The organism is Bradyrhizobium zhengyangense, from assembly GCF_022012435.1.
GTDB lineage: Bacteria > Pseudomonadota > Alphaproteobacteria > Rhizobiales > Xanthobacteraceae > Bradyrhizobium > Bradyrhizobium zhengyangense.
Genome location: NZ_JAKLUA010000001.1, coordinates 386978 through 408113, shown reverse-complemented (window position 1 = coordinate 408113; position 21136 = coordinate 386978). Strand labels below are relative to the sequence as shown.

The 21136-nt window shown below is 63.2% G+C and carries 19 protein-coding genes; 6 read left to right on the top strand and 13 right to left on the bottom strand.

The genetic code is table 11. The annotated features are described in order from the left end of the window. Positions 1–8: 8 nt before the first annotated feature. Positions 9–725 (bottom strand): peroxiredoxin-like family protein, encoded by a 717-nt coding sequence (locus L6637_RS01990; protein ID WP_237862383.1) that lies wholly within the window; start codon positions 723–725, stop codon positions 9–11. Positions 726–994: 269 nt separating this feature from the next. Between L6637_RS01990 and L6637_RS01985 the strand changes: the two genes are divergently transcribed. The 4 genes from L6637_RS01985 to L6637_RS01970 all read left to right on the top strand — a co-directional run bounded on the left by L6637_RS01985 (position 995) and on the right by L6637_RS01970 (position 4770). After that, the gene (locus L6637_RS01985; protein ID WP_237868906.1) at positions 995–1489 is read left to right on the top strand and encodes a DUF302 domain-containing protein; all 495 of its coding nucleotides are present in this window, start codon (positions 995–997) and stop codon (positions 1487–1489) included. 11 nt (positions 1490–1500) lie between these two features. Further along, positions 1501–2862, top strand: a complete 1362-nt coding sequence (locus L6637_RS01980) for a dihydrolipoyl dehydrogenase family protein (protein ID WP_237868905.1) — start codon at positions 1501–1503, stop codon at positions 2860–2862. A gap of 113 nt (positions 2863–2975) precedes the next feature. Next, positions 2976–3458 carry a cupin domain-containing protein gene (locus tag L6637_RS01975; RefSeq protein WP_237868903.1) on the top strand — a complete coding sequence of 161 codons (483 nt, stop codon included), beginning with the start codon at positions 2976–2978 and terminating at the stop codon, positions 3456–3458. Between the two features lie 106 nt (positions 3459–3564). Beyond that, complete coding sequence (locus L6637_RS01970; protein WP_237868901.1) at positions 3565–4770, top strand: MFS transporter; 1206 nt, start codon at positions 3565–3567, stop codon at positions 4768–4770. Between the two features lie 21 nt (positions 4771–4791). Here L6637_RS01970 and L6637_RS01965 read toward each other — a convergent pair whose 3' ends face one another. From L6637_RS01965 to L6637_RS01935, 7 genes are all read right to left on the bottom strand, one after another. Beyond that, on the bottom strand, positions 4792–5262 hold the full coding sequence (locus L6637_RS01965; RefSeq protein WP_237862378.1) for a hypothetical protein: 471 nt from the start codon (positions 5260–5262) through the stop codon (positions 4792–4794). Next, positions 5246–6163, bottom strand: a complete 918-nt coding sequence (locus tag L6637_RS01960) for a DUF2950 domain-containing protein (RefSeq protein ID WP_237862377.1) — start codon at positions 6161–6163, stop codon at positions 5246–5248. Before L6637_RS01960 ends, L6637_RS01965 begins: the two co-directional genes overlap by 17 nt. Next, the gene (locus L6637_RS01955; RefSeq protein ID WP_237869986.1) at positions 6160–7872 is read right to left on the bottom strand and encodes a DUF3300 domain-containing protein; all 1713 of its coding nucleotides are present in this window, start codon (positions 7870–7872) and stop codon (positions 6160–6162) included. Before L6637_RS01955 ends, L6637_RS01960 begins: the two co-directional genes overlap by 4 nt. A 105-nt stretch (positions 7873–7977) precedes the next feature. Then, complete coding sequence (locus tag L6637_RS01950; RefSeq protein ID WP_237868899.1) at positions 7978–9873, bottom strand: sensor histidine kinase; 1896 nt, start codon at positions 9871–9873, stop codon at positions 7978–7980. Positions 9874–9958: 85 nt separating this feature from the next. Beyond that, positions 9959–10381 (bottom strand): hypothetical protein, encoded by a 423-nt coding sequence (locus L6637_RS01945; protein WP_237868897.1) that lies wholly within the window; start codon positions 10379–10381, stop codon positions 9959–9961. Between the two features lie 18 nt (positions 10382–10399). Next, positions 10400–11635, bottom strand: a complete 1236-nt coding sequence (locus L6637_RS01940; RefSeq protein WP_237862374.1) for an HlyD family secretion protein — start codon at positions 11633–11635, stop codon at positions 10400–10402. Then, complete coding sequence (locus tag L6637_RS01935; RefSeq protein WP_237862575.1) at positions 11628–12038, bottom strand: hypothetical protein; 411 nt, start codon at positions 12036–12038, stop codon at positions 11628–11630. Before L6637_RS01935 ends, L6637_RS01940 begins: the two co-directional genes overlap by 8 nt. A 164-nt stretch (positions 12039–12202) precedes the next feature. Between L6637_RS01935 and L6637_RS01930 the strand changes: the two genes are divergently transcribed. Continuing rightward, entirely contained in the window at positions 12203–12658 is a 456-nt protein-coding gene (locus tag L6637_RS01930) for a hypothetical protein (protein WP_237862373.1), read from the top strand. Between the two features lie 127 nt (positions 12659–12785). Beyond that, positions 12786–13586: a polyphosphate kinase 2 gene (ppk2, locus tag L6637_RS01925; RefSeq protein WP_237862372.1), complete on the top strand. Its 801-nt coding sequence runs from the start codon at positions 12786–12788 to the stop codon at positions 13584–13586. Between the two features lie 70 nt (positions 13587–13656). Here ppk2 and L6637_RS01920 read toward each other — a convergent pair whose 3' ends face one another. The 5 genes from L6637_RS01920 to L6637_RS01900 form a co-directional block, all read right to left on the bottom strand. Beyond that, positions 13657–14091: a hypothetical protein gene (locus L6637_RS01920; protein WP_237868896.1), complete on the bottom strand. Its 435-nt coding sequence runs from the start codon at positions 14089–14091 to the stop codon at positions 13657–13659. A gap of 20 nt (positions 14092–14111) precedes the next feature. Further along, on the bottom strand, positions 14112–15812 hold the full coding sequence (locus L6637_RS01915; protein ID WP_237868894.1) for an aspartate:alanine exchanger family transporter: 1701 nt from the start codon (positions 15810–15812) through the stop codon (positions 14112–14114). An 18-nt stretch (positions 15813–15830) separates the two neighbouring features. Then, positions 15831–18584: a decarboxylase gene (locus tag L6637_RS01910; protein WP_237868892.1), complete on the bottom strand. Its 2754-nt coding sequence runs from the start codon at positions 18582–18584 to the stop codon at positions 15831–15833. Between the two features lie 138 nt (positions 18585–18722). Further along, positions 18723–20426: a SulP family inorganic anion transporter gene (locus L6637_RS01905; protein ID WP_237868891.1), complete on the bottom strand. Its 1704-nt coding sequence runs from the start codon at positions 20424–20426 to the stop codon at positions 18723–18725. Next, a complete protein-coding gene (locus tag L6637_RS01900) occupies positions 20423–21103 on the bottom strand; it encodes a YoaK family protein (RefSeq protein WP_237862574.1) in 681 nt (226 codons plus the stop codon). Before L6637_RS01900 ends, L6637_RS01905 begins: the two co-directional genes overlap by 4 nt. Positions 21104–21136 lie beyond the last annotated feature (33 nt).

Genomic DNA, 21136 nt, shown 5'->3' with positions numbered 1-21136 from the left:
CGGCAAAACTAATTCTCCCGGCCCGCGCTCTCCAGCGCCGCGAGCAAATCGTCGATCTCCATGCGCTTGCGAAAATCGGGGTCGACGAAGCGGGCTTTGACGAGGCCGTCCCGACCGACAACGAACACAGCCGGGATCGGCAACATCCAGCCGTCATTCCCGTGGAATTTTGCCATGTCCTGGTATGACAATAACCGCTGGATCTCGGTGCCAAGCCAGATCGCCAGGTTGAGCGACAGCGCATAGCCGTTGTCGAGGTCGGTGAGCACCGGGAACGGCGCGCCCGAATCGGCGATGAACTTCCCGGTAAACTCCTGCGTCTCCGGCATGATCGCGACGATCTGTGCGCCTACCGCGCGGATCCGATCCTGGGCCTGGATCACCGCGCGGACGTTCAACCGGCAGTAGGGACACCAGTGCCCGCGAAAGAACATGACGGCCACAGGCCCGCGTGCAAGCAATGATGGCAGCCCGACGAGTTGCCCCCGATCGTCGGGCAGCAGGAAGGGCGGCATCACCTCGCCCGGACGCGGCGCGTTCTCGCCGCCCCCGTTCTGGCTCAGTCGCTCGACCAGGCGATCGACCGCATCCCCGTAAGCCGGGAATATCTCGCGGCCGGCATCCGCATAGGCGCGAAGCTGCTCGTTCAGCGTGCCCTCCATGTCGCGGCAGCGCTGAAAGGCGAGTTTCAACTGCTCAGCATCGGCTGGGGTCAGGGACGTCATTCTTCCGCTCCGGCACATGGTGCGAGGGACATTATTTTGCGTTCTGGTCCCCCCTGCAAGGGTCACCGTCAACGCCGACTGGGCACCCTGGCATCGAACGCCGGATTTCCTGAAGGCGGAAATGCCGATCCCCAATCGGTTCGATAGCCGTCGCCTATCGAAGCCCGATAGCACGGGGCTATCGCATCGAGAGCAAGATCGCATTTCACCTCGTTCAGTGCGGCGTCCATCCTGAGCGCAGTCCAAGCTGCAGCCGTCAGGAGCCGATCATGAATCGCCAAATCGCCTCGCCTCTCTCCCATTTCGCCGCCTCGCTGGCACTGATATTTCTCCTGCTGTCGGGCGCCGCCCCGGCGGCCCGCGCCGACAGCGATGACGGCGTCGTTCGCGTAAAAAGTGCCGTGCCGATGGCGGAGGCAATCAGTCGCATCAAGGCCGACATCGCCGCCAAGGGCATCAAGTTCTTCCTCGAGGTCGACCAATCGAAGCTTGCTGCTGATGCCGGCATCAAGCTGCGTCCCTCGACGCTGCTCATCTTCGGTAATCCGCCACTCGGCACCCAGTTCATCACCGCCAATCCCAATGCCGGACTCGACTGGCCGGTGCGCCTGTTGCTAACGCAGGACGACAATGGCGATGTTTGGGCAGTGTGGACCGATTTCGACTGGATCGCCAAGCGCCACAACATCACAAACCGCGAAGCGCAGTTCAAGATGGCCACGACAGTCGTCAGATCGATCACGTCCACGATCTCCGGCAAATAGGTGCTGCTTCCATGGCACGCGAGACATTTGATGTGGTGATCATGGGTGGCGGTAATGCCGGGATCGGCGTGACCGGCCCGGTCCGGCGGGCCGGCCAGTCCGTCGCCATGATCGAAGCATCCGATCTCGGCGGCACCTGCCCCAACCGGGGCTGCACGCCGAAAAAAGTCCAGGTCGCCGCAGGTCAGGCGCTGCACGACATCGAGCGCGCCGAGGCGCACCACATCGCGGTCGGCAGGCCGCGGCTCGACTGGGCCGCACTGATCGACCGCGAAAAGGACATGATCAAGGACATTCCGGCCAATCTTACCCGCGCGATGACGCGCCGCGAGGTCGAGGTGATCAAGGGCTTTGGTACCTTTGTCTCGTCCAATACCATTCGCGTCGGCGACCGTCTGCTGGAAGGCCGCCATATCGTGATCGCAACGGGATCAAGGCCGCGGCCTCTGCCGATTCCCGGTGCCGAGCACATGATAACCTCGGACGACATGCTGCGCGACCGGGTGCTGCCGACCTCGATGATCTTCGTGGGCGGCGGCGTGATTGCACTGGAATTCGGCCATGTTTATGCGCGGGCCGGCGCGGCCGTGACCATTCTGGAAGCGCTTCCGCAGCTTCTGCCCACCATGGACGCCGACGCGGTCGCCCAATTGCGGGCCGAGAGCGAGCGGCTCGGAATCAAGATCAACACCGGTGTCGACGTCCGGCGCATAGAGGCCGCCGGCGGGCAGCTTCGCGTGATATTCACCCATGACGGCGTCGAACATGCCGCTGTGGCCGATCGCGTCGTCAATGGTGCCGGCCGCGTGGCAAATATCGACGGTCTCGATCTCGCCGCAGGTGGCGTCGAGCATGCCAATGGCCGCATCGCGATCGATCAGTATCTGCGCTCGAGATCAAACCCGCTGGTCTATGTCTGCGGCGACGCGGTCCCGATCTCACCGCAACTGTCGCCAATCGCGACCTATGAAGGCGACATCGTCGGACGCAATATCGTCGCCGGAGCGAAACATAGGCCCGATTATGCGGGTATGGCGACATCTGTTTACACCGTGCCGGCGCTGGCCGCCGTGGGCATTACCGAAACCACGGCGTGGCAGACCGGTGCCACCATCGACGTTCACGTCAACGACATGCGCGACTGGTTCTCAGCTCGATCCTATGCCGAAACCGTCGCCTGGTCGAAGGTGATCGTGGACCGCGTCTCGGACTGTATCCTCGGAGCGCATTTCGTCGGCCACGGCAGCCAGGAGCTCATCAACATTTTCGGGCTCGCGATCAAGTTCAGCATCACGGCCAGCCAACTCCGAGACAATGTCTACGCCTATCCGACGTTCTCGGCCGACATCAAGCACATGCTCGGGCGCGCATAGCGGCACGCTATCGTCTCAAGAGACAGACGGTATTTCATCAAGCGCACCACTTCGACGATGCTGATGCCATAGCCGGTGACCGAAGGTCGCGGCCAACAGAGGAGACACATGAAATGACCACGAACCTCAAGCTCTCGTACACCATCTGGCCTGCCCTCGCCCTCGCCTGCGCCTTCGCACTCACCGCGCAACCGGCCTTCGCGGGCGAATGCCCGGCCGACAAGATGAAGCCGAATGCACGGCAGATGGTCGACTACAAGCCGGTCGGCGTCACCGACGTCACGCTCGGTTCGATCGACCTCGAGAAGCAGCCGGCCAACATCAAAGATCGCGAGCTGCGATTCCGCAAGTTGACGATCGAACCCGGCGGCATCGTGCCCTGGCATAGCCATGACGACCGTCCGGCACTGATCTTCGTGCAGCAGGGCGAGATCGTCGAATACGCCTCCAATTGCGTCGATCCGATCGTGCACAAGGCCGGCGATATCAGGCCCGAAGTTTCCGGCACCTCGCATTGGTGGAAGAATCTCGGCAAGGAAACCGTCATTCTCTATGTCGGCGACGTCCGCAAGGATCAGCACGACCACAACATGTAGCGAGTACACCAAGCCCCTGCCCTCGCTACTGGATGTGACGCCCGCCCCCCATGTCGCCCCACATGCCGGGCGTCACATCCTCCTTCTCGCCAGGAGATGCCGTGTCATGACGGATCTGTCCGCGCACGTGAGACCCGCGAACATGGCGATGCACGGACGCTCGCCCGGCGTCGCCTTCCGCTCGCTCGTCATCGGGTTGACCGCGTTCCTGACGGTCGTCGATCTCTTTGCGACCCAGGCCATTCTGCCGTCCCTGACGCGCCATTACGGCGTGACGCCGGCCGCCATGGGCTTTGCTGTCAACGCCTCCACCTTTGGCATGGCGATCTCAAGCCTCGTCGTCGGCTTCCTCAGCCCGCATATCGACCGGCGGCTTGGCATTCTTCTCAGCCTCACGCTGCTCGCGATCCCGACCAGTCTGCTTGCGGTGGCGCCCAACCTTGCTGTCTTCACGGGTCTTCGGGTCGCGCAAGGCCTGTGCATGGCGTCGGCGTTTGCGCTGACGCTCGCTCACCTCGGCGAACAATGCAGCGCGACGGATGCCGGCGGGGCGTTTGCCGCCTACATCACCGGAAACGTCGCGAGCAATCTGATCGGGCGGCTGATCTCGGCCGCCGTCGCTGACAGCCTTGGACTGTCCGGGAATTTCTACTTCTTTGCCGCGCTCAATCTGACGGGCGCTGTGCTGGTCTATTTCACCATCAATCGCGTCCAGCCGATGCATGCGATGACTCCAGCCGCCTCGCCACTTGCCGCCATGTTCGCGCATTGGCGCAATCCACGGCTGCGCGCAGCTTTCGGCATCGGCTTTTGCATCCTGTTCGCCTTCATCGGGACCTTCACGTTCGTGAATTTCGTGCTGGTGCGGCCGCCACTCTCGCTTGGGATGATGGACCTTGGCTTCGTCTATTTTGTCTTCCTGCCCTCGATCGTCACCACCCTTTTTGCCGGCAAGGTCGCCACGCGCATCGGGACACGACCGGCCATCTGGGGCGCGCTCGGCCTTGCCGCGCTTGGCGTGCTTTTGATGCTGCGCCCGCATCTTGCCGAGGTGTTGACAGGCATGGTCCTGGTCGGCGTGGGGACGTTCTTCGCTCAAGCGGTCGCGACGGGCTTCGTCGGGCAGGCCGCGACCGACAACCGCGGCGTCGCCAGCGGCACCTATCTGGCCTGCTATTTCCTCGGAGGTTTGACAGGTACGGCAGTGCTTGGACAACTCTTTGATTCGATGGGATGGACGGCGTGCGCGATCGGCGTCGCAGTTGCGCTCAGCCCAGCGGCGCTGTTGACGCTCAAGTTGAAGATCGCCTGAAGACGGCGCGTGCGACGTGGCTCACTTCAGCGAGATCGTTATCTCGCTGATATTGGCCGCAAGCTCGAGCCCAGCTTTGGGGCCTTGCAGAATGATGGTGACGCCCTTCTCGTTGCGAAGATGAACACCGTTGACGCCGCCGACCAGCGCAAAGCCGCCGCCGACGGAGCTATAGGTGCCGGCGAAGTCGCCGACGTCGCGGATATCAGAGGCCCAGCCATCGAAGCGACCGACCGTGGCGCCGGCCGTGATGCCAAGGCTCAGGCCAGTGATCTTGAATGGATAGGTCTTACCGCGATAGGTGAGCACGCCGCGGCCGACGCCGCCGCCGACCAGCAGGCCGGCCTTGACGATCTTGGCCCGGACATGGCCGGCAGCCTGCGCAAAGGACGGCTTCGGCGGCGCCGCTAACCCGATCGCGAGCAGAAAGACCGCCATCAGACGGAACGCGTGACGGCGAATGTCGATGCGCCATTCAGGGTTTTGCGGCATCGACCTTCTTCCAGGTCTCGTCAGGATCGAACAGCGTGGTGCGCTCGGCGATGAACTCGGTGCGCTTGCCGAGATCCTTCTGGTAGACGGTGCCGGCATGGTTGACCAGGAAGGTCATCACGCCGGAATTGCCGTATTCGGCGGGCCAGGCGATCAGCCCGAAGCCGCCGATCATCTTGCCTTTGACGACATAGTTGAGCGTGCCGCCCGGCGCATCGCGCCCCTGCCCCTTGAGGATGTGGAAGTAGTAACCGTGATAGGGCGCGGGTCCGACGTCGCCGGCGCGATAGCCCTCCTTCGAGGCCTCAGCCGCCAGTGGGCCGAGCGGGCTCGGATCGCTGTCGTCACGCCAGAACAGGCCGTCCTTCTTGCCAGGCGACGAGACGAAGCGCTGGGCATAGACACCGGCGCCTTCGCCGCGGTCCCTGTCGGCGTATTCGTTCTGCGCGTCGACATAGGCGAGCGCGGTCTGGATCGCGTCGAGCTCGTTGCGGCCGATGCGCCGGCGAAGCACCTCGATGCGGCCTTCGTCCGTATTGAACTCCCAGCCGGCCTTGGTGTTCGCCAGCGGAATCGGGAAAGGGAAGTCGTCGGGCCCCAGCAACAACGTCGCGGTCTTGTTGCCCTCCGCCTTGATGCCATGCTTGGTGTCGTACATTGACGAGAACCGCGCGCGGATGTCCTTGTCGGCGACCTCGTCACCTGACGAGACGATGTCCTCGGCCGCCCTGCCCAGCACTTTCAGGATGTCTTTCGGGCCCGCCTTGACCGCGTCGGCTAGCGCGGCTGCGGCGTCCTCCGGGGACTTGTAGGATTGCTGCGCCCGCGACGGCGAGGCGAACAGTACCAGCGCGATCACGCCGGGCACGATCGCACGATGGAACGATTTCCTGCCGTTCATGGCGTCACCTCCGCCGCCGGGATCTTCGCGCCGCCGGCGAGCCAGTCGCGGTACGTGCGGAATGTCAGCCCGAGCTTGTCGTAATAGACCCTCAGATAACCGTCGCTGCCACGGGTCACCGCGTCAGGCATCACCTGCTCGACCTCCTGCGCCATCACGCCGACATAGGTCTTGTCGCTGCCGATGTAGCTGAAGCGATAATAGCCGAGCCCGTTGGAGAGATGGCCGAGCAGGACGATGTCGTGCTTCAGCGCGATATCGGAGCGCCGGCCACCGCCGCCGCCGCCACGGCCGCCTCCACCTCCGAAACCACCGCCTCCGCCACGCGCGGCCATTCCACCACCGCCGCCGCGCCCGGCCATGCTCGGTCCGCCACCGCCCCCGCGCGGCATGCTCGCCATGCTCGCGCTTCCGCGTGCCGATGCTGCCGCTGCCGACCGGCTGGAAGAGACGTTCATGGCGCCGCCGCGATTGGCAGCGGCGCCGCCGCGGTTCGCAGCCTTCGTACGATCTCCCCCGCCCTTATTGCCAGCTTTGGCGCGGTCGCCGCCGCCCTTGGTACGATCACCGGCACCGGCGCGGTCGCCAGCGCCCGCTCGATCGCCGCGATTGCCCGCGCGATCACCAGCCCGATCTCCGGCCCGATCGCCCGGACCGCCACGATCACCTGCACGGTCACCGGCACGATCGCCTGCACGATCGCCAGCACGGTCTCCTGCACGATCTCCTGGGCCGCCCTGGTTGGGACGCAGCACCTGATTGCCGTCGCGGCCGCGGAAATCCATCCGGTCCGACGCGCCCGCCCTGACGTTGGTGTTGCCGAAGCGCTGCTGGACGTTGGTGTTGTTGTAACGCACTCCGCCGCGATGCGCCGGATTGTGCTGCCACCCCCCGCCGTTGATGTTGGTGGTGCGATGATTGACGTAGACGTTGCGGTTACCCCAGTTGCAGCCGCCGCCCCAGTAATTGCCCCAGCGCCCGATCGCCCAGGCGGTACCGAAGGCGATGCCGGCTGCGACTACGCCCGCGCCGATATAGGAGGGATAGCCCCAGTAATAGGGCGGATATTCCGCATAGGGCCAGGTGCCGTAGACCGTCGCCGGATCGTAATACGGAACGTACATCTCCGCAGGGTTGGCCTGCTGGATGACGACGACCTGCTTGCCTTCCTGGGACTGGACGCTGACCTTCTGTTGCTTGGTGGTGACCAGCTTCTTATTGTCGTAAGCCTTGTTGCGCAGACGCTGGATCGCATCCATCACGTCGGGCTGCTGGGCCAGAAAGGCGTCGCCGAGCTTCTGGGTCCATTCGAGCTTGTCGCTCATCATGGCGAGAACGTCCGCCGTGCTGGCGAGCGCCTTGACACTGTCGTCCCAGCTCTGCTTGTCGACCTGCGTCTTCAGCGCGTCGCCCTTGAGGCTCTTGTTGTCCTTCAGCCAGCGATCGGCCTGCACCACTTCGAGCGGATAGGTCGAGGCCGCCAGCACGTTGGCCAGCAATTCATCGGGATAGAGCGCGATCGGCGCGACCAGCGCCTCGAGCTGCTCGGGCTTCAAGAGCTCGGCGGCAGTTGCTGGTGGCGCTGCCGGCTGCGTCTGCGCAGCTGGAGCGGCGGCCGGCGTTGCCGGCGTGGTGGCCTGAGCCATTGCGACGGCGGGAACCGCCACCATCAGCGCAAGCGCCATCAGGATATTGCCGCAGCGAAACATCACGACCTCCGCCAACTTTCCATCCACGACCATCGGGCCGGGGGACCGGCTTTCGTTGATCGAGATCAACGGAATCGGGCCACCGAGCTGTTGCGGCGCGAGAGATCAGCCGAGGAGCGGCAGCCGGATGGCGAACCGTGCCCCGCCCGCCTGTTGGTTGGTAGCGCTGATCGTGCCCTGGTGGGCCTCGACGATGGTTTTCGCGATCGCAAGTCCCATGCCCATGCCTTGAGGCTTGGTGGAAAAGAAGGGATCGAACACATGGGCGAGATCGGAGGCCGGCACACCCGGTCCGGTATCGACGACATTGACCTCGGCCTCGCCACTGATGCGCACGGTCCAGACGCTGACCTCGCGTCTGCCGGTGCTCGCATCGGAGATCGCGTCCATCGCGTTGATGATCAGGTTGAGAACGACCTGCTGAAGCTGGATGGGATCGCCCTTGACGTGCAGATCGACCAACACCGGCGTGTAGATCAGCGTGATCCGGCGTCCGTCGGCAACGGCCCTGACGAGGCCGACCGCTTCCCGGACCGTTTCGTTGAGTTCGATATCCTTGACCTCGAACGGCGTCTTCTTCAGGACACTGCGCAGCCGGCGGATCACCTCGCTCGCCCGCTGATCGTCGCGCCTGATATCGGCGAGGATCAGGCGGATCTCGTTGAGGTCGGGTGAATTGCCCTTAAGCATGAGCTCGGCCGCCTCGGTGTTGGTCAGGATCGAGCCCAGCGGCTGATTGAGTTCATGCGCGATCGAGGTCGTCAACTCACCGACGGCCGAATAGCGGTTTGCGTGGGCAAGCTCTGCGAAGCGCTGGCGCGACTCGACCTCTGCAACCCGGCGGCGCTGGCGCTCATGCAGCAATCCGCTGATCAAGCCAGCCTGCACCAGAATGATGGCGGCGATCAGCAATATCTGCTTGCGATAGCGCTCCCAGATGGTGGGCTCGCGAAACAGAACTTCGCTGCCGGGAGGCAGATTGCTTTCGCTGATGCCCCAGCGCTGCAATTCGCGCCAATCATATTTCGGCCGCCCGAATTCGATCGGCGCGTACTTGATGGCAGACGGTTTCTCGCCTCCGAGAACACGCATCACCGTATCGACCGTCTCGCGGCTGATCTCCGCCGTGAGCTGCATCGGGCCGCCGACGGTGCCGTCGCCGAAGAAGGGGTCCTGGTACGAGAAAATCGGCGCGTTGGCGACCGCGCGCAGGCTACGCAAGGCTATGTCCCCCTCGTAGACGACGCCTGCAGCGTCGACCGACATCAGCCCCCAGAACAGCACAGTATGGGGCGGAAGCTTGGCCGCGCGATGGAGGATCTCCTCGAATGGCAGGTCGGAATACCAGACGAGGTCGACACGATTTCCGAGCGGTTTGAGATCCTGCTTCAACTGGTCGATCCAGAAGTTCTCGAGTGGCGATGCTCCGATCACGATGCCGACCGTTTTGGTGTCCGGCAGGACGCGCAAAATATTGTCAAACACCGCCATGAAATCGAGACGTGCCGACACAACGACGTCGTTGTCGGTAAGATCAAGGCGGTTCACCAGCCGCTCCTCGACCACGGTCAGCACCATCGGCGTATCGGGGAAAAGCTTCGCGCGATACCGCTGCACGAACCGCGCCGCCGGAGCACCGATGCTCAACACGATGTCGGCCGGTGCGCCCTGATAGAGCGAGGCGAGATACTCGACGAAGGGCGCTTCCGGGCCAGGATTGTTGAAACGCGCGCTGAGCAGCGCGTGTTCCTGGATGTCGAGCGGCCAGGACGATCGTTGCTCGAGCCCGGCCTTGATGCTCCGCGCATACTCGCTCCAGGGGCGGAATTCGCGGCCGAAGGAATGCAGGATGAGCACGCGCTTGAGTTCGCCGCGCGCGCTGCGCTGGGCGGCATCGGCGCTGCCGGAGAGAACGCAGGCGCCCAGCAACAGGCCGAGGCCGAGCCAAACAGCCCAAACCGGCCTCAGCTTGACCGACACCCTGGATTTGCGCCCGCTCATCTCGCTCCGCCGGCGGCCTTTCCAGCCGCTTCTAGCCATAATTCTAGCGGGAATTGCGTGGCTCCAACAGGCCACAGAGCGGGCACTATTGCCCAGGCTTCGCCGGGCAGCGGTGATAGCGGATCTCCATGTCCTCCATGCCCGGGAACAGGCGGACGAGACTGTCGGCATCCAGCTCCTTCAGGCTGAACTGGACGCTGGAAAGCATGATGTCGGTCGCGCAGGCCGCGATCAGATTGACATTTGGCCCGTCGTCCTTCCGCGCCTTGATCCGGCAGCGTGCGAACTTGCCGATGATCTGGTCGCCATCGACGATGAAGCCGCCGCCGAAAACTTCAGACATGTCGGTGAAGCCGACCTGGTTGCCCTTGCGCTCGAAGACCTTTTGACAGTTGTTTGCGTCGGTCGCCCAGGGGCCGTTGAGATCGATGGCCTCCGCCTGGCTGATGTTGGCGAGCAGCGAAACCGAGATCAGCCCGCCCAGCGCAATCGATTTTCCTGGATCCATTTCTATTCCTTCGAGCAATCAATGACCGCTCAACACGAGCGTCTTGATGGGCATCAGCAAGGCCTGAATGCGCAGCAGCATCGCATGCACGAGGCCGACGCCATCGACGACGTGAAGCGCGATGGCCCGGCCGGTGCTGGTATGCTCCGCCGAAATTTCCTCATGATTGCTGGTATAGGCGTTGACGACGCAGCTGCTGCCCGGCGTCACGCCGTCGAGCCCGTTCTTGTAGAGCGGTTCGAGGAACACCAGGATCGTGCCGGGCGCGGCCGCGTTCTGCGCCTCGACCAGTTGCTGGCCACCCTGGAACTGTCCGGCCGCGATGTAGTCCTGCACAGTCGTGATGACCATGGGAATGATTACCCAAGGTTTTGAGATGCAGGCCGCTTCCGCCACCATTCCTTCCTTCAGCACGCCAGCTTCGATCTGGCCGAAGCCAGCCTGCAGAGCCTTTCTGCCGGCGCCGTCCGGGATGAGCACCCCCGCAGGCCGCAGCATTTGATTGACGACATCACCGGTGCGGAGCAGGAACTGTTCGACCCGGCCGTCGACGCCGGCGCGGATGACCGTCTGGTCCAGAAGCACCTGCGCCTCCGCCACGGCAGCTTCGGCGCTTGCCTTCTGCGCCGGCAGCGAGGTCGAGACCTGCAATGACGCCGCCTGTCTTGCAGCGGTCGCAGCATCGATGCCGGACTGACGCTGATCGACCAGCACCTTAAGCTTGTCGATGTCACGTTGCGGCACGATACCGGGATTGCGGCTCTGGAGCTCTCTCTTGACGTCCAGCTCATCCTTGGCTTGCTGATAGTTCGCCTTGGCTTCGCCGATCTGGGCCTCGGCCTTGACGACTTCTGCCTGCGCTGTCTGCAAGGTGGCGTCGATCTCGGCAACCTTGCGCTTGGCGGTTTCGAGCGCGGCTTCCTGCTTCGCACTGTCAAGCCTGAACAGCACGTCACCCTTCTTCACCGGCGCGCTGAAGCCGACATTCACCTCGGCTACCCGGCCAGCCACGCCTACAGGCGCGATTGGTACGGTTCGATAGTAGAGCGTCGCCGAATCCGTCGCCGGATGGAAATAGAAGATCATCGTGATCAGCGAAATCGTCAGCATCAAACAGCCGGTGATGCCCCAGCGCAGCTCATACCAGACCGAGAAGAACGTGATCTCCTTGCCAAAGCGCTTGCCCTGGCCATAGCGGCGATAGAGATAATCAGGCACAATCGTGAGGAGCGAGCAGAACATAAGCTCAAACATGGCTGTGCTCCTTCTCCTTGGGGGTAGCCGGCGTCTCGGCCGGTGGTGGCGCTTCAGCAGGTTCGCCCGCCTCTCCCGGCGTCGCATCGGCAATCTTCTCGACAGAGTCAGCGATGCTGCGCAGCGGCGTTCCGAAGTCGGGGATGTCGATCAGTGCGAGCAGCAGGCCTGCGATCCAGAAGATGTGCATATGGGTGAACAGCGAGATCAGGCCCAGCACGGCCACGAACTCGAATTGGAGCTTCTGCGATTTGTGTGCCATCCGCTCGGGAAGGCTGTGCAGCTTCCAATAAAGCGTGCCGATCCAGAGCACGGTGCCGATCAGGAATATCCCCATCACCACCATCAGCGTGTCGGCCCCGCTCCCCGGCGCGAGATAGAACGGCAGATGGTGCGGTGCCATCGGATTTAGCTGATCGCTCAAAGGTCTCTCCCGGCCAAACGTGCACTTGCTGCACTGTGTCCAGCTCGGCCCGCAATTTGCTTGATTTGAATCAAGGGAAATGTCCCACGCCGGACATAGCGTTTCTGCAAATGCCGTTCGAATAATCACAGGGAGCCGCAGCCATGCCCGGGCTTGACGATCTCATTCCCAACGCCACCCAGATCCGCAAAGAGGCCGCACTGAAAGAGGCCGAGAAGGCGGAAGAGTATGTCCGACTTGCCGCCGCCGCCGAAGCCGAGAAGCGTGCGCTGATCGAGCGCTTGAGCAAGCCCTCCGGCAAGAGCGAGGAAGAGAAGATCAAGCTCGCCGCGACGATCATCCAGCGTGCCGTGCGCAACGGCCTCACCGAGGTGCTGGTCTATCGTTTCCCCAATTCGCTCTGCACCGACAAGGGGCGCGCCATCAACCAGATGGAAAAGGGCTGGGAGACCACGCTGACCGGGATCCCCAAGGAAATCTTCCAGCTCTGGACCGACTATCTGAAGCCGCGCGGCTATCGCATCGCTTATCAGGTCATCGATTTTCCGGGCGGCATGCCGGGCGACATCGGCGTGACCATTTCATGGGACGACGAGTAACGACGTTGAAGCGCGATGAGATTGGGTTGAATCGTCATCGCGCTTTAGCTCTTTGTTTGAGCATGATCTTTTCGGAAAACCGCTTCACACATTTCCGGATCATGCTCTAGCAGCCGAAAGGACAGGCATGGCCAAGAACGAGCCCGCGGAAAAAATGAAGCGCAAGGCTTATGAGAAGGAGCTGGAAAAGCTCCAGGTCGAGCTCTGCCACCTGCAGGAATGGGTCAGGGCCCAAAAGCTGAAGGTGATTATCATCTTCGAAGGGCGCGATGCCGCCGGCAAGGGCGGGACCATCAAGGCCTTGACCGAAAAGGTCAGCCCGCGCGTGTTCCGCGTCTGCGCCCTGCCCGCGCCTTCCGATCGTCAAAAATCCCAACTCTTCCTGCAACGCTATATCGAGCAGTATCCCGCCGGCGGCGAGATCGTGATCTTCGACCGCAGCTGGTACAACCGCGCCGGCGTCGAATATGTTATGGGCTTCTGCTCGCCGGCCGAGCACAAGCGCTTCCTGGAATTGTGCCCGCTGGTCGAGAAATTCGCCGTGGACGCCGGCATCATCCTGATCAAGCTGTGGCTCGAGGTCGGGATGGAGGAGCAGGAGCTCCGCTTCAGGGCGCGGATCGAGGATCCGTTGCGGCAGTGGAAGCTGAGCCCGATGGACACCGAGTCGTTTGGCCGCTGGTACGATTATTCCCGCGCGCGAGACATGATGTTCGAGGCGACCGACACCAAGCATGCGCCATGGCGACTGATCCGCTCCGACGACAAGCGGCGCGCCCGCCTCAACATCATCTCGCATATTTTGCAGGCGATCCCTTACAAGAAGATCAAGCGCGAGAAGGTCAAGCTGCCGCAGCGCTCCCACAAGGGCCGCTACAACGATCAGGCCAGCCTGCGCGGGCTGAAATTCGTCGAAGAGCGATATTGAGACGCATGATCCCAACATGAAAAACGGGCTGCGGTGACGCAGCCCGCTTTATTGCAAGCCTCGTTCACGCCTATTTCAGCTTGATGGTCACGCCACCAACCGCAGCCGACACCTCCGCGCCGACCTTCGGTCCTGTGAGCTGAAGGATCACACCATTGCCGTTCTGCAACTGCACGGCGCCGGCGCCGGCGGCGACCGCACCGCCGGCTCCGCCCGCTGCATAGGAACCTTCGATCGAGGCCGGCCCCTTCAAGTGATAGGCATGGCCTACGAACTTGGTCGTCGAGGCGCCAATCGTGAAGCCGACGCTCATCCCTGATACCGTGAAGGGATATTTGTGGCCCCTGTAGAGCAGCACGCCCTCCCCGCCACCGACGCCGACGATGAAGCCGCCCTTGGTGAAGACGACGGCGACCTGGCCGGTGTCGGCGCGCGTGGGCGTGCTGAAACCTGCAACGATCGCAAGCGAAGCGGCCAGCGCAGCTCCGACGGTCAATTTTCTCATAGCGTTCTTTCCCCTTTTGTTTACTGCGCCAGCAGCATTGCGAAGTAGCCGAAGATCGTCAGCAGGATACCCGAGACGGCATAGCCGACCGGGAATCCGATCCAGGGCACGGAGCTCTGGATCTCGACCGCAGCCTCCCGGCACGGACCGGAATGCGACCGCGCGCCGGCGACGCCGCCCATCAGCACCGCCGGGTTGATCTTGAAGACGTGGAAGCCGATCGCCCAGACGATGAACGGCGGGATCGTGCAGGCAATGAACCCGACGATGAATATCTTGAGGGCAATCGCACCCGTTAGCTGCGACAGCAGCCCGGCGCCCGCATTGACGCCGACGATGGCAACGAACACGACGAGGCCGAGATCCTCGAGCACGTTGCGGGCCGCGTTCGGCGTGTTGCCGAAGAAGCGCAGCCGCGACACGATCGAGGACACGATCACACCCGACAGCAGGAGGCCGCCGGCATTGCCGAGGCCAACCCTGGCGCCGAACGCCGGGAAGTCCACCATGCCGATCAGGAAGCCGAGGATCATGCCGACCGCCAGCGTCAGCAGGTCGGTCGACGTGTTGGTGCGCGCAATGCGGCCCCACATGTCGCCGAGCTCGCTGACCGCAGACTTGAGGCCGACCACCGAGACGATGTCCATCCGCTCCAGCTTGGTCTTGAGACCGGCCGGGATCTGCACGCCGCCGCGCTCGACCTTGGTGACCTGCAACTGGCCAGCAATCGCCGTATCGCGGAAGGATTCGAAGGTGCGGCCCACCATCTCCTTGTTGGTGATGAGGATGTCTGCCTGGTCCATGGGAATGCCGAGTGTCTTGGCATCTGCGACCTCCGGGCCGATCAGGCCCATCTTGTCGGTGAGATGCTCGGTCGAGCCGCCAAGGGCGACAATGTCGCCCTTTTGCAGCACGAGATCGGCATCGGCCCCCTGCGGCTCGCCGTTGCGCCCGACATTGACGATCCGGTATTCCGGATTCATCGCGCGGAACTTGGCGATGCTGATTCCGGCGGTCGCGGGATTTTCCAACCGATAGGCACGCAGGCCGAACTGACGATAGCCGGTGAGGCCGCCGCCTTCGAGATCCTTGACCCCGAATTCCTGCTCATACTGCCTCGCGGCAGCCCTGGCGTCGACACCCCACCAGCGCGGCAGATATTTGCAGATCAGGATGATGCCGACGGTGCCCCAGATGTAGGTGATGCCGTAGGACAGCGCGATCATGCCGGAAGCCTGCTCGGGCTTCATACCCTCGGGCAACTTGACGACGCCTGAGGTAATCGCCTGCTCCGCCGAGCCGATCGCCGCGGACATCGTCTGCGAGCCCGCCAGCATGCCGCCGGCAGCACCGACAGGAAGGTCGAAGATCTTGGCACCAAGAACGACCAGCGCGAGGCCGAGCACGCTCGACACCAGCGCCAATATGCAGAACTTCAGCCCGTCACCTTTCAGGCTGTTGATGAAGGATGGCCCGACACGCAGGCCCACCCCGTACATGAAGAGATAGTAGAACAGGCTCTTGGCAAAGTTGTTCAGCTCGAGCTTGACGCCGTAGGTCGACGACCACACCGACAGGCCGGCGCCCACCACGATGGCGCCGGCGACCATGCCGAGGCCATATCCCTTGATGCTGGCCCGGCCAATATAGACGGCGAGGCCGACGACGAAGAACAGCAGCAGATACGGGTTCTGCTGAAGGAACGTGAAAAAACCCTGCATGTCGGTCCCCTCCGATACTTATGACGCGGCCTTGAGCTTCGGCTGCGCACCGGGCTTCGGCCGGCCAAGTTTCGCCAAAGCCTCCGTGCGCACGAGCTTCAGCCCTTCCTTGGCGTCGTAGCCATGGATCTCCTTCACATCGAGCTTGCGCATGAAGTCGATCGTCTCCTGGGTGATCACCTGGCCCGGCACCATGATCGGGAAGCCCGGTGGATACGGGATCACGAAGTTCGCCGAGACCAGTTCGGGGCCGGCCTTCAGCCGGCGGTCGATCTCGGGATCGTGGAGGCGGATATGCTCGCAGCCCGCGACGTCATAGGCGGCGTAGAAGCCGGTGCGGATGTCGCCCTCGTTGGTCTTGGCGCCGGAATCGCCGCGGAAGCTCGGATGGAAGTGCGAGAAGTTCGGCAGGTCGGGCACGTCCTTCATCAGGCTCTTGACGCGCGCCTCGAAGGTCTTGCGCGCATTTTCGCCGCCTTGCACCAGCCCGCGGTCGACCTCGCCTGCGATCTCGGCGAGGACCCGAATGAGATGCGCGACGTCGCTGCGGGTGTTGTTGATGTTGGACTGGACCAGCACCGAGTTGCGCGAGGTCTTGTTGACCTGGATGTTGTACTCGTTGGCGAGAATGCCCTTGAACTGGGTGCCGTCGAAGCCGGCCATGCCGCACACGAGGGTCATGCGGGTTGGATCGAGGCAGAACTCGTCCTCGTCGAGGCTTTTCAGCGTCGTCGCCCAGTTCACGCCAGCCGAGAGATAATCCGTGAAGCCGCTCTGGCGGTACTGCGCCGGCACCATGGCGTCGGCACCAAGGATGCGGAAGTATTTCGAGAGCAGCGGATTGTTGTTGACGGCCTGACGGATCGCGAACGCGATCTCGATCGCATTGGCGACGAGACCATATCCCTCCAGCTCCATCTGCCGCCGCGAGATGTCGAGGCTGGCGATGAGCTGCTGGTTCGGGCTGGTGGAGGCATGCGTGAACACGGCCTCCTTGAACTGCTGCTCGACCGTGTGGAATTCGACGTCCTTGACCGACAGCATCGACCCCTGCCGGATCGCCGACATCGACTTGTGGGTCGAGTTGGTCTGATAGACCCGCAAGCGGATCTGCCTGGGATCGGGGATCAGCCTTGTGCTGAGCAGAACCTCATCCGTCGGGTTCTTGCCAAGCTGTGCCTGCTGCTTCTCATAGGCGTCGACCGATTTGGGATCACGCATCCACGCCTCGATGTCGTTGGCGGCGCCGAGGCCTGTGCGGCGGCGCAGGAACGGCGAGAAGCGCGCGAAGCCGAACCAGGCTTCGTCCCACAGGAAAATCAGGTTCGGCTTGATGGCGAGACATTCCTCCATCACCCTGCGGGTGTTGTAGATGTGGCCGTCGAAGGTGCAGTTGGTCAGGTCCAGCATCTTGACGCGGTCGAGCCGGCCCTCGGCCTTGGCGCTCAGCAGCGCCTGCTTGATCGTCTTGAGCGGCACTGCGCCATACATCGAATATTCCGTCATCGGGAACGCTTCGACATAGAGCGGCTGCGCACCGGCGAGCACCATGCCGTAATGGTGCGACTTGTGGCAGTTGCGATCGACGATCGCGATGTCGCCCGGGGCAAGCAGCGCCTGCACCGCCATCTTGTTCGAGGTCGAGGTGCCGTTGGTGACAAAGAAGACGCGGTCGGCACCAAGCGCCCTCGCCGCCTTTTCCTGGGCCTTCTTGATGTTCCCGGTCGGCTCCAGCATGCTGTCGAGACCGCCAGTGGTCGCGCTGCTTTCGGCCAGGAACAGGTTGGGGCCGTAAAACTCGCCCATGTCGCGGATCCAGTCGGATTTGAAGATCGACTTGCCGCGGGCGATCGGCAGCGCGTGGAAGGTGCCGATCGGACGCTGGGCGTATTTCTTGAGATTGTCGAAGAACGGCGTGTCGTAGCGATCCTGGATGCCCTCGAGGATCGACAGATGCAGCTCCAACAGCTCTTCCACCGAATAGAAGATGCGGCGAACGACGCTGGCCTCGGGATTACCGGCGAGTTCCTCGACGTCGCGGTTCGAGATCATGTAGAGGTCGAGCTCGGGCCTGACCCGCTTGATGATCTGGGCAAGCCGCAGCGCGGACGCGTCGGATTCATCCTTGAGACCGGCCGTAGCCGTCAACGAACGGAGGACCGGCGCATCGTGCCGCGAACGAAGGCCAAAGCCCTCGTTGATGATGACGGCGCCCAGATTCGGATTGAGCATGGTCGCGCAGAAGGCGTCTTCGAGGCTGCCGACGATGACCGGTTCGTAGATGAAGCCATCCTCGGGGCGGCGCAGCTTGCGCCATTCGGCCGCGAGAGCCGGCCATTGGCTGGACGACATGCCGGTGACGATCAAAGTCTCGAAATAGGGTCGGCGTGCCTTATGACCACCGAAGGTGGGCGACACCAGTTCGGGCGCATCGCCATTGCCATCTTCCTTCGCATTCCAATCGCCGGCATGCTGGCGGAAGGATCGCGTGGCCAAGGCCTGGGTGATCCGCGTCGCAAGCGACCGCGAGGCGGCCGCATCGCCCGACGAGGCTGCCTCGCGCAGGGCCGCCATCAATTGCAGGCCGGGATAGCCGTGGAATTCTTCCGTCACCGACAGACTGGCCAGCGCCTCGTCATAAGCCGCGCGATCGCCGCCGCGCGCCCAAACCTTGGCAGCCTCGACCAGATCACGCCAATCGTCCGCCCGCGCGCCGGGACCGGAGAAGAACTGGTCGATGCGCTTCTGCGCGGCCTTGGTGTCCTTGGACATATATCTCTCCCGATCCTTACAGGCGAAAGGTGATGCGGGATCGTGCTTTGGGCGCCCGTCGCTCCATTGATCCAAGTCAACGGTCACACGCATTCTCGGCAGGCCGGGCGCGATGCCATTCGCATCGCAACAAGCTCGTCATGCCGTTCGCTGAGCCGGACCGCCGGTGTTTTCGCCGAGCACGCTGTCGAGCGAGCGCAGCCACTGACCGCTGTCGGTCTTCTCCCCGAGCCCCTCGGCGCGCAGGAGGTCGCGAAGCTGCGCATGCGCGCCGACGATGCAGAGGGTCACGTGGCGCGAGGCGAGCTCGTCGTAGAGATCGTGCAGCATGCGCGCGCCCGCCAGATCGATATAGGGCGACGCCGAAAGGTCGCAGGCGACCAGATGGACGCCCGGCGCGGTTCGGAGCGCGGTCAGCACTGTATCCAGAATCGTTTCGGCATTGATGTAGAGCAGCGACCCTTCGGGGCGAAACGCGATGATGCCAACGAGTGGCTCGACGTCCGCGTGCCGCGCGCTGTCCGAATAGCGGCCGCTGCCCGGCAAGCGGCCGAGGAATGCGACGTTCGGCCGCGAAGCGCGCGCCAGCAGCAGGACGATCGACGCGATCGAGGCCAGCAGGACACCCTGGAGGATGCCGAGCAACAGCACGGCAATCAGAGCGATCGACGCAGCATAGAAGTCGATCCGGCTCACCTGCCACATCCGCACCAGCGCGCGGATATCGACCAGCTTGTAGACCGCGGCAAAGACGATAGCCGCGAGCACCGCCTTTGGCAGGTTGGTCAGCAGCCCCGTGAAGAACAGGAGACAGAGCCCTAGCGTCACCGAACAGATGACGAGCGCCAGAGGCGTTCGCGCACCGGCGCTGTCGTTGACCGCCGATTGCGACAAGCCGCCGGCGACGGGATAGCCATGGCCGAAGGCGGCTGCGAGGTTCGCAGCGCCCAGCCCCAAGAACTCCTGGCGGACGTCGAGCGCATAGCCGTGCTTGACGGCAAAGCTCCGCGCCGCCGATACACCCTCGATATAGGCCAGCAGCACGCAGCCGGCTGCGAGCGGAAACAGATCGTCGAACTCAAGCAGGCCGAAGGTTGGCATGCCCAGCGCCGGGAGCCCCTCCGGGATCTTCCCGGTAACGGGCACACCGAGGCCGGGAAAGCCTGATATCGTCGCCACTACAATCGCAAGCGCCACGACCGTGATGCCGACCGGCTTGCCAGGCAAGAGCCGTTCGCCGAGCAGAAGCAGCAGGAGTGCTACAGCACCGATCGCCAGCACCAGGAGATCGAGATGACCGAGCTGTCCGACCAGCTTGAGGGCACGGTCAAAGAAATTGTGTCCGCCGCCGGCAACGCCGAATAGGCTCGGCAACTGGCTCATGATGATCGTGAGCCCCGCCCCCGCCTTGAATCCGACAAGGATGCTGTCGCTAACGAGCCGAACCAGCACGCTGAGCTTGAACAGCCAGGCGATGAAGCAGAGCACGGCAACGCCGAAAGCCGCGAGACTTGCGATCTGCGCGTATTTCACGGCATCGCCGCCGGCGAGCACGCCGACGGTCGCGGCGATCATCAGCGAGATCGCCGACGTTGGGCCGATCGCCAACTGCCGCGAAGCCCCAAGCAACGCATAACCGATGCCGCCGAGCATGTAGCCATAGACACCGATCTGCGGCTGCAGGCCGGCGAGCGCGGCGTAGGCCAGCGAAACCGGAATGGCGTACGCGGCGAGCGTGACGCCGGCGACGGCGTCGGAAGGAAGCCATTCGCGACGATAGGCGGCAAGCCAGCCAGCCGGTGGAAAGAACCGCGTCCAGCTCGATTCGGGTGGCGTATTCATGTGATCACCTCACGCGGTGTCGCTTCGCAGCGCAGCAGGACAATCAGCAGCGCGACGACGGGAATGCCGAGCGCGAGGTTGGGAATGGTCTCGGTGGCGAAGGCACCAGCGGCCGCGCCGCAGCCGAACACCGCGCACAGCGCGAAGAAGATGGCGGACCTGCGCAGGGTCCCAAGCGGCGCACCTCCGTAGGCGACCGCGAAGATATTCTCGACGGTCTGACGCATGTTGCCGGTGATCATGACCGTGCTGCAAGCCACGCCCTCGACTTTGATAAATATGGCCGACTGCATCGCCGCGACCATGGAAATGCCAAGCGTTCCTGCAATATCCGGCATCCGGTTGTGCAAGATGCCGATCACGATCAAGAAGACAATCTCGACCAGGACGCTGAGCGCGCTGGCCCGCTCTCCGGCCACACGGCGCAGCCAGGCGGCTATGACGATGCCGGCGGTGAAGGCCAGGATGGGCGGCACGAAATGCAATGCCTTGGTCCAATTGCCCGCCATGGCGTAGACCCAGAGAAAGATCACATTGGCCGTCTGGGCATTCGCCATGACGCCGTGGATGATCCAAGTATAGGCGTCAATATAGCCGCCGGCGAACGCCAGCAGCAGGACAATCTCGACCGTCTCATCGCGGCGGATTGCGCCGGCGGCAACGTCCAAGGTGCTCATGTCGACAATACGGAGCCTAAATTCTTCATTTGG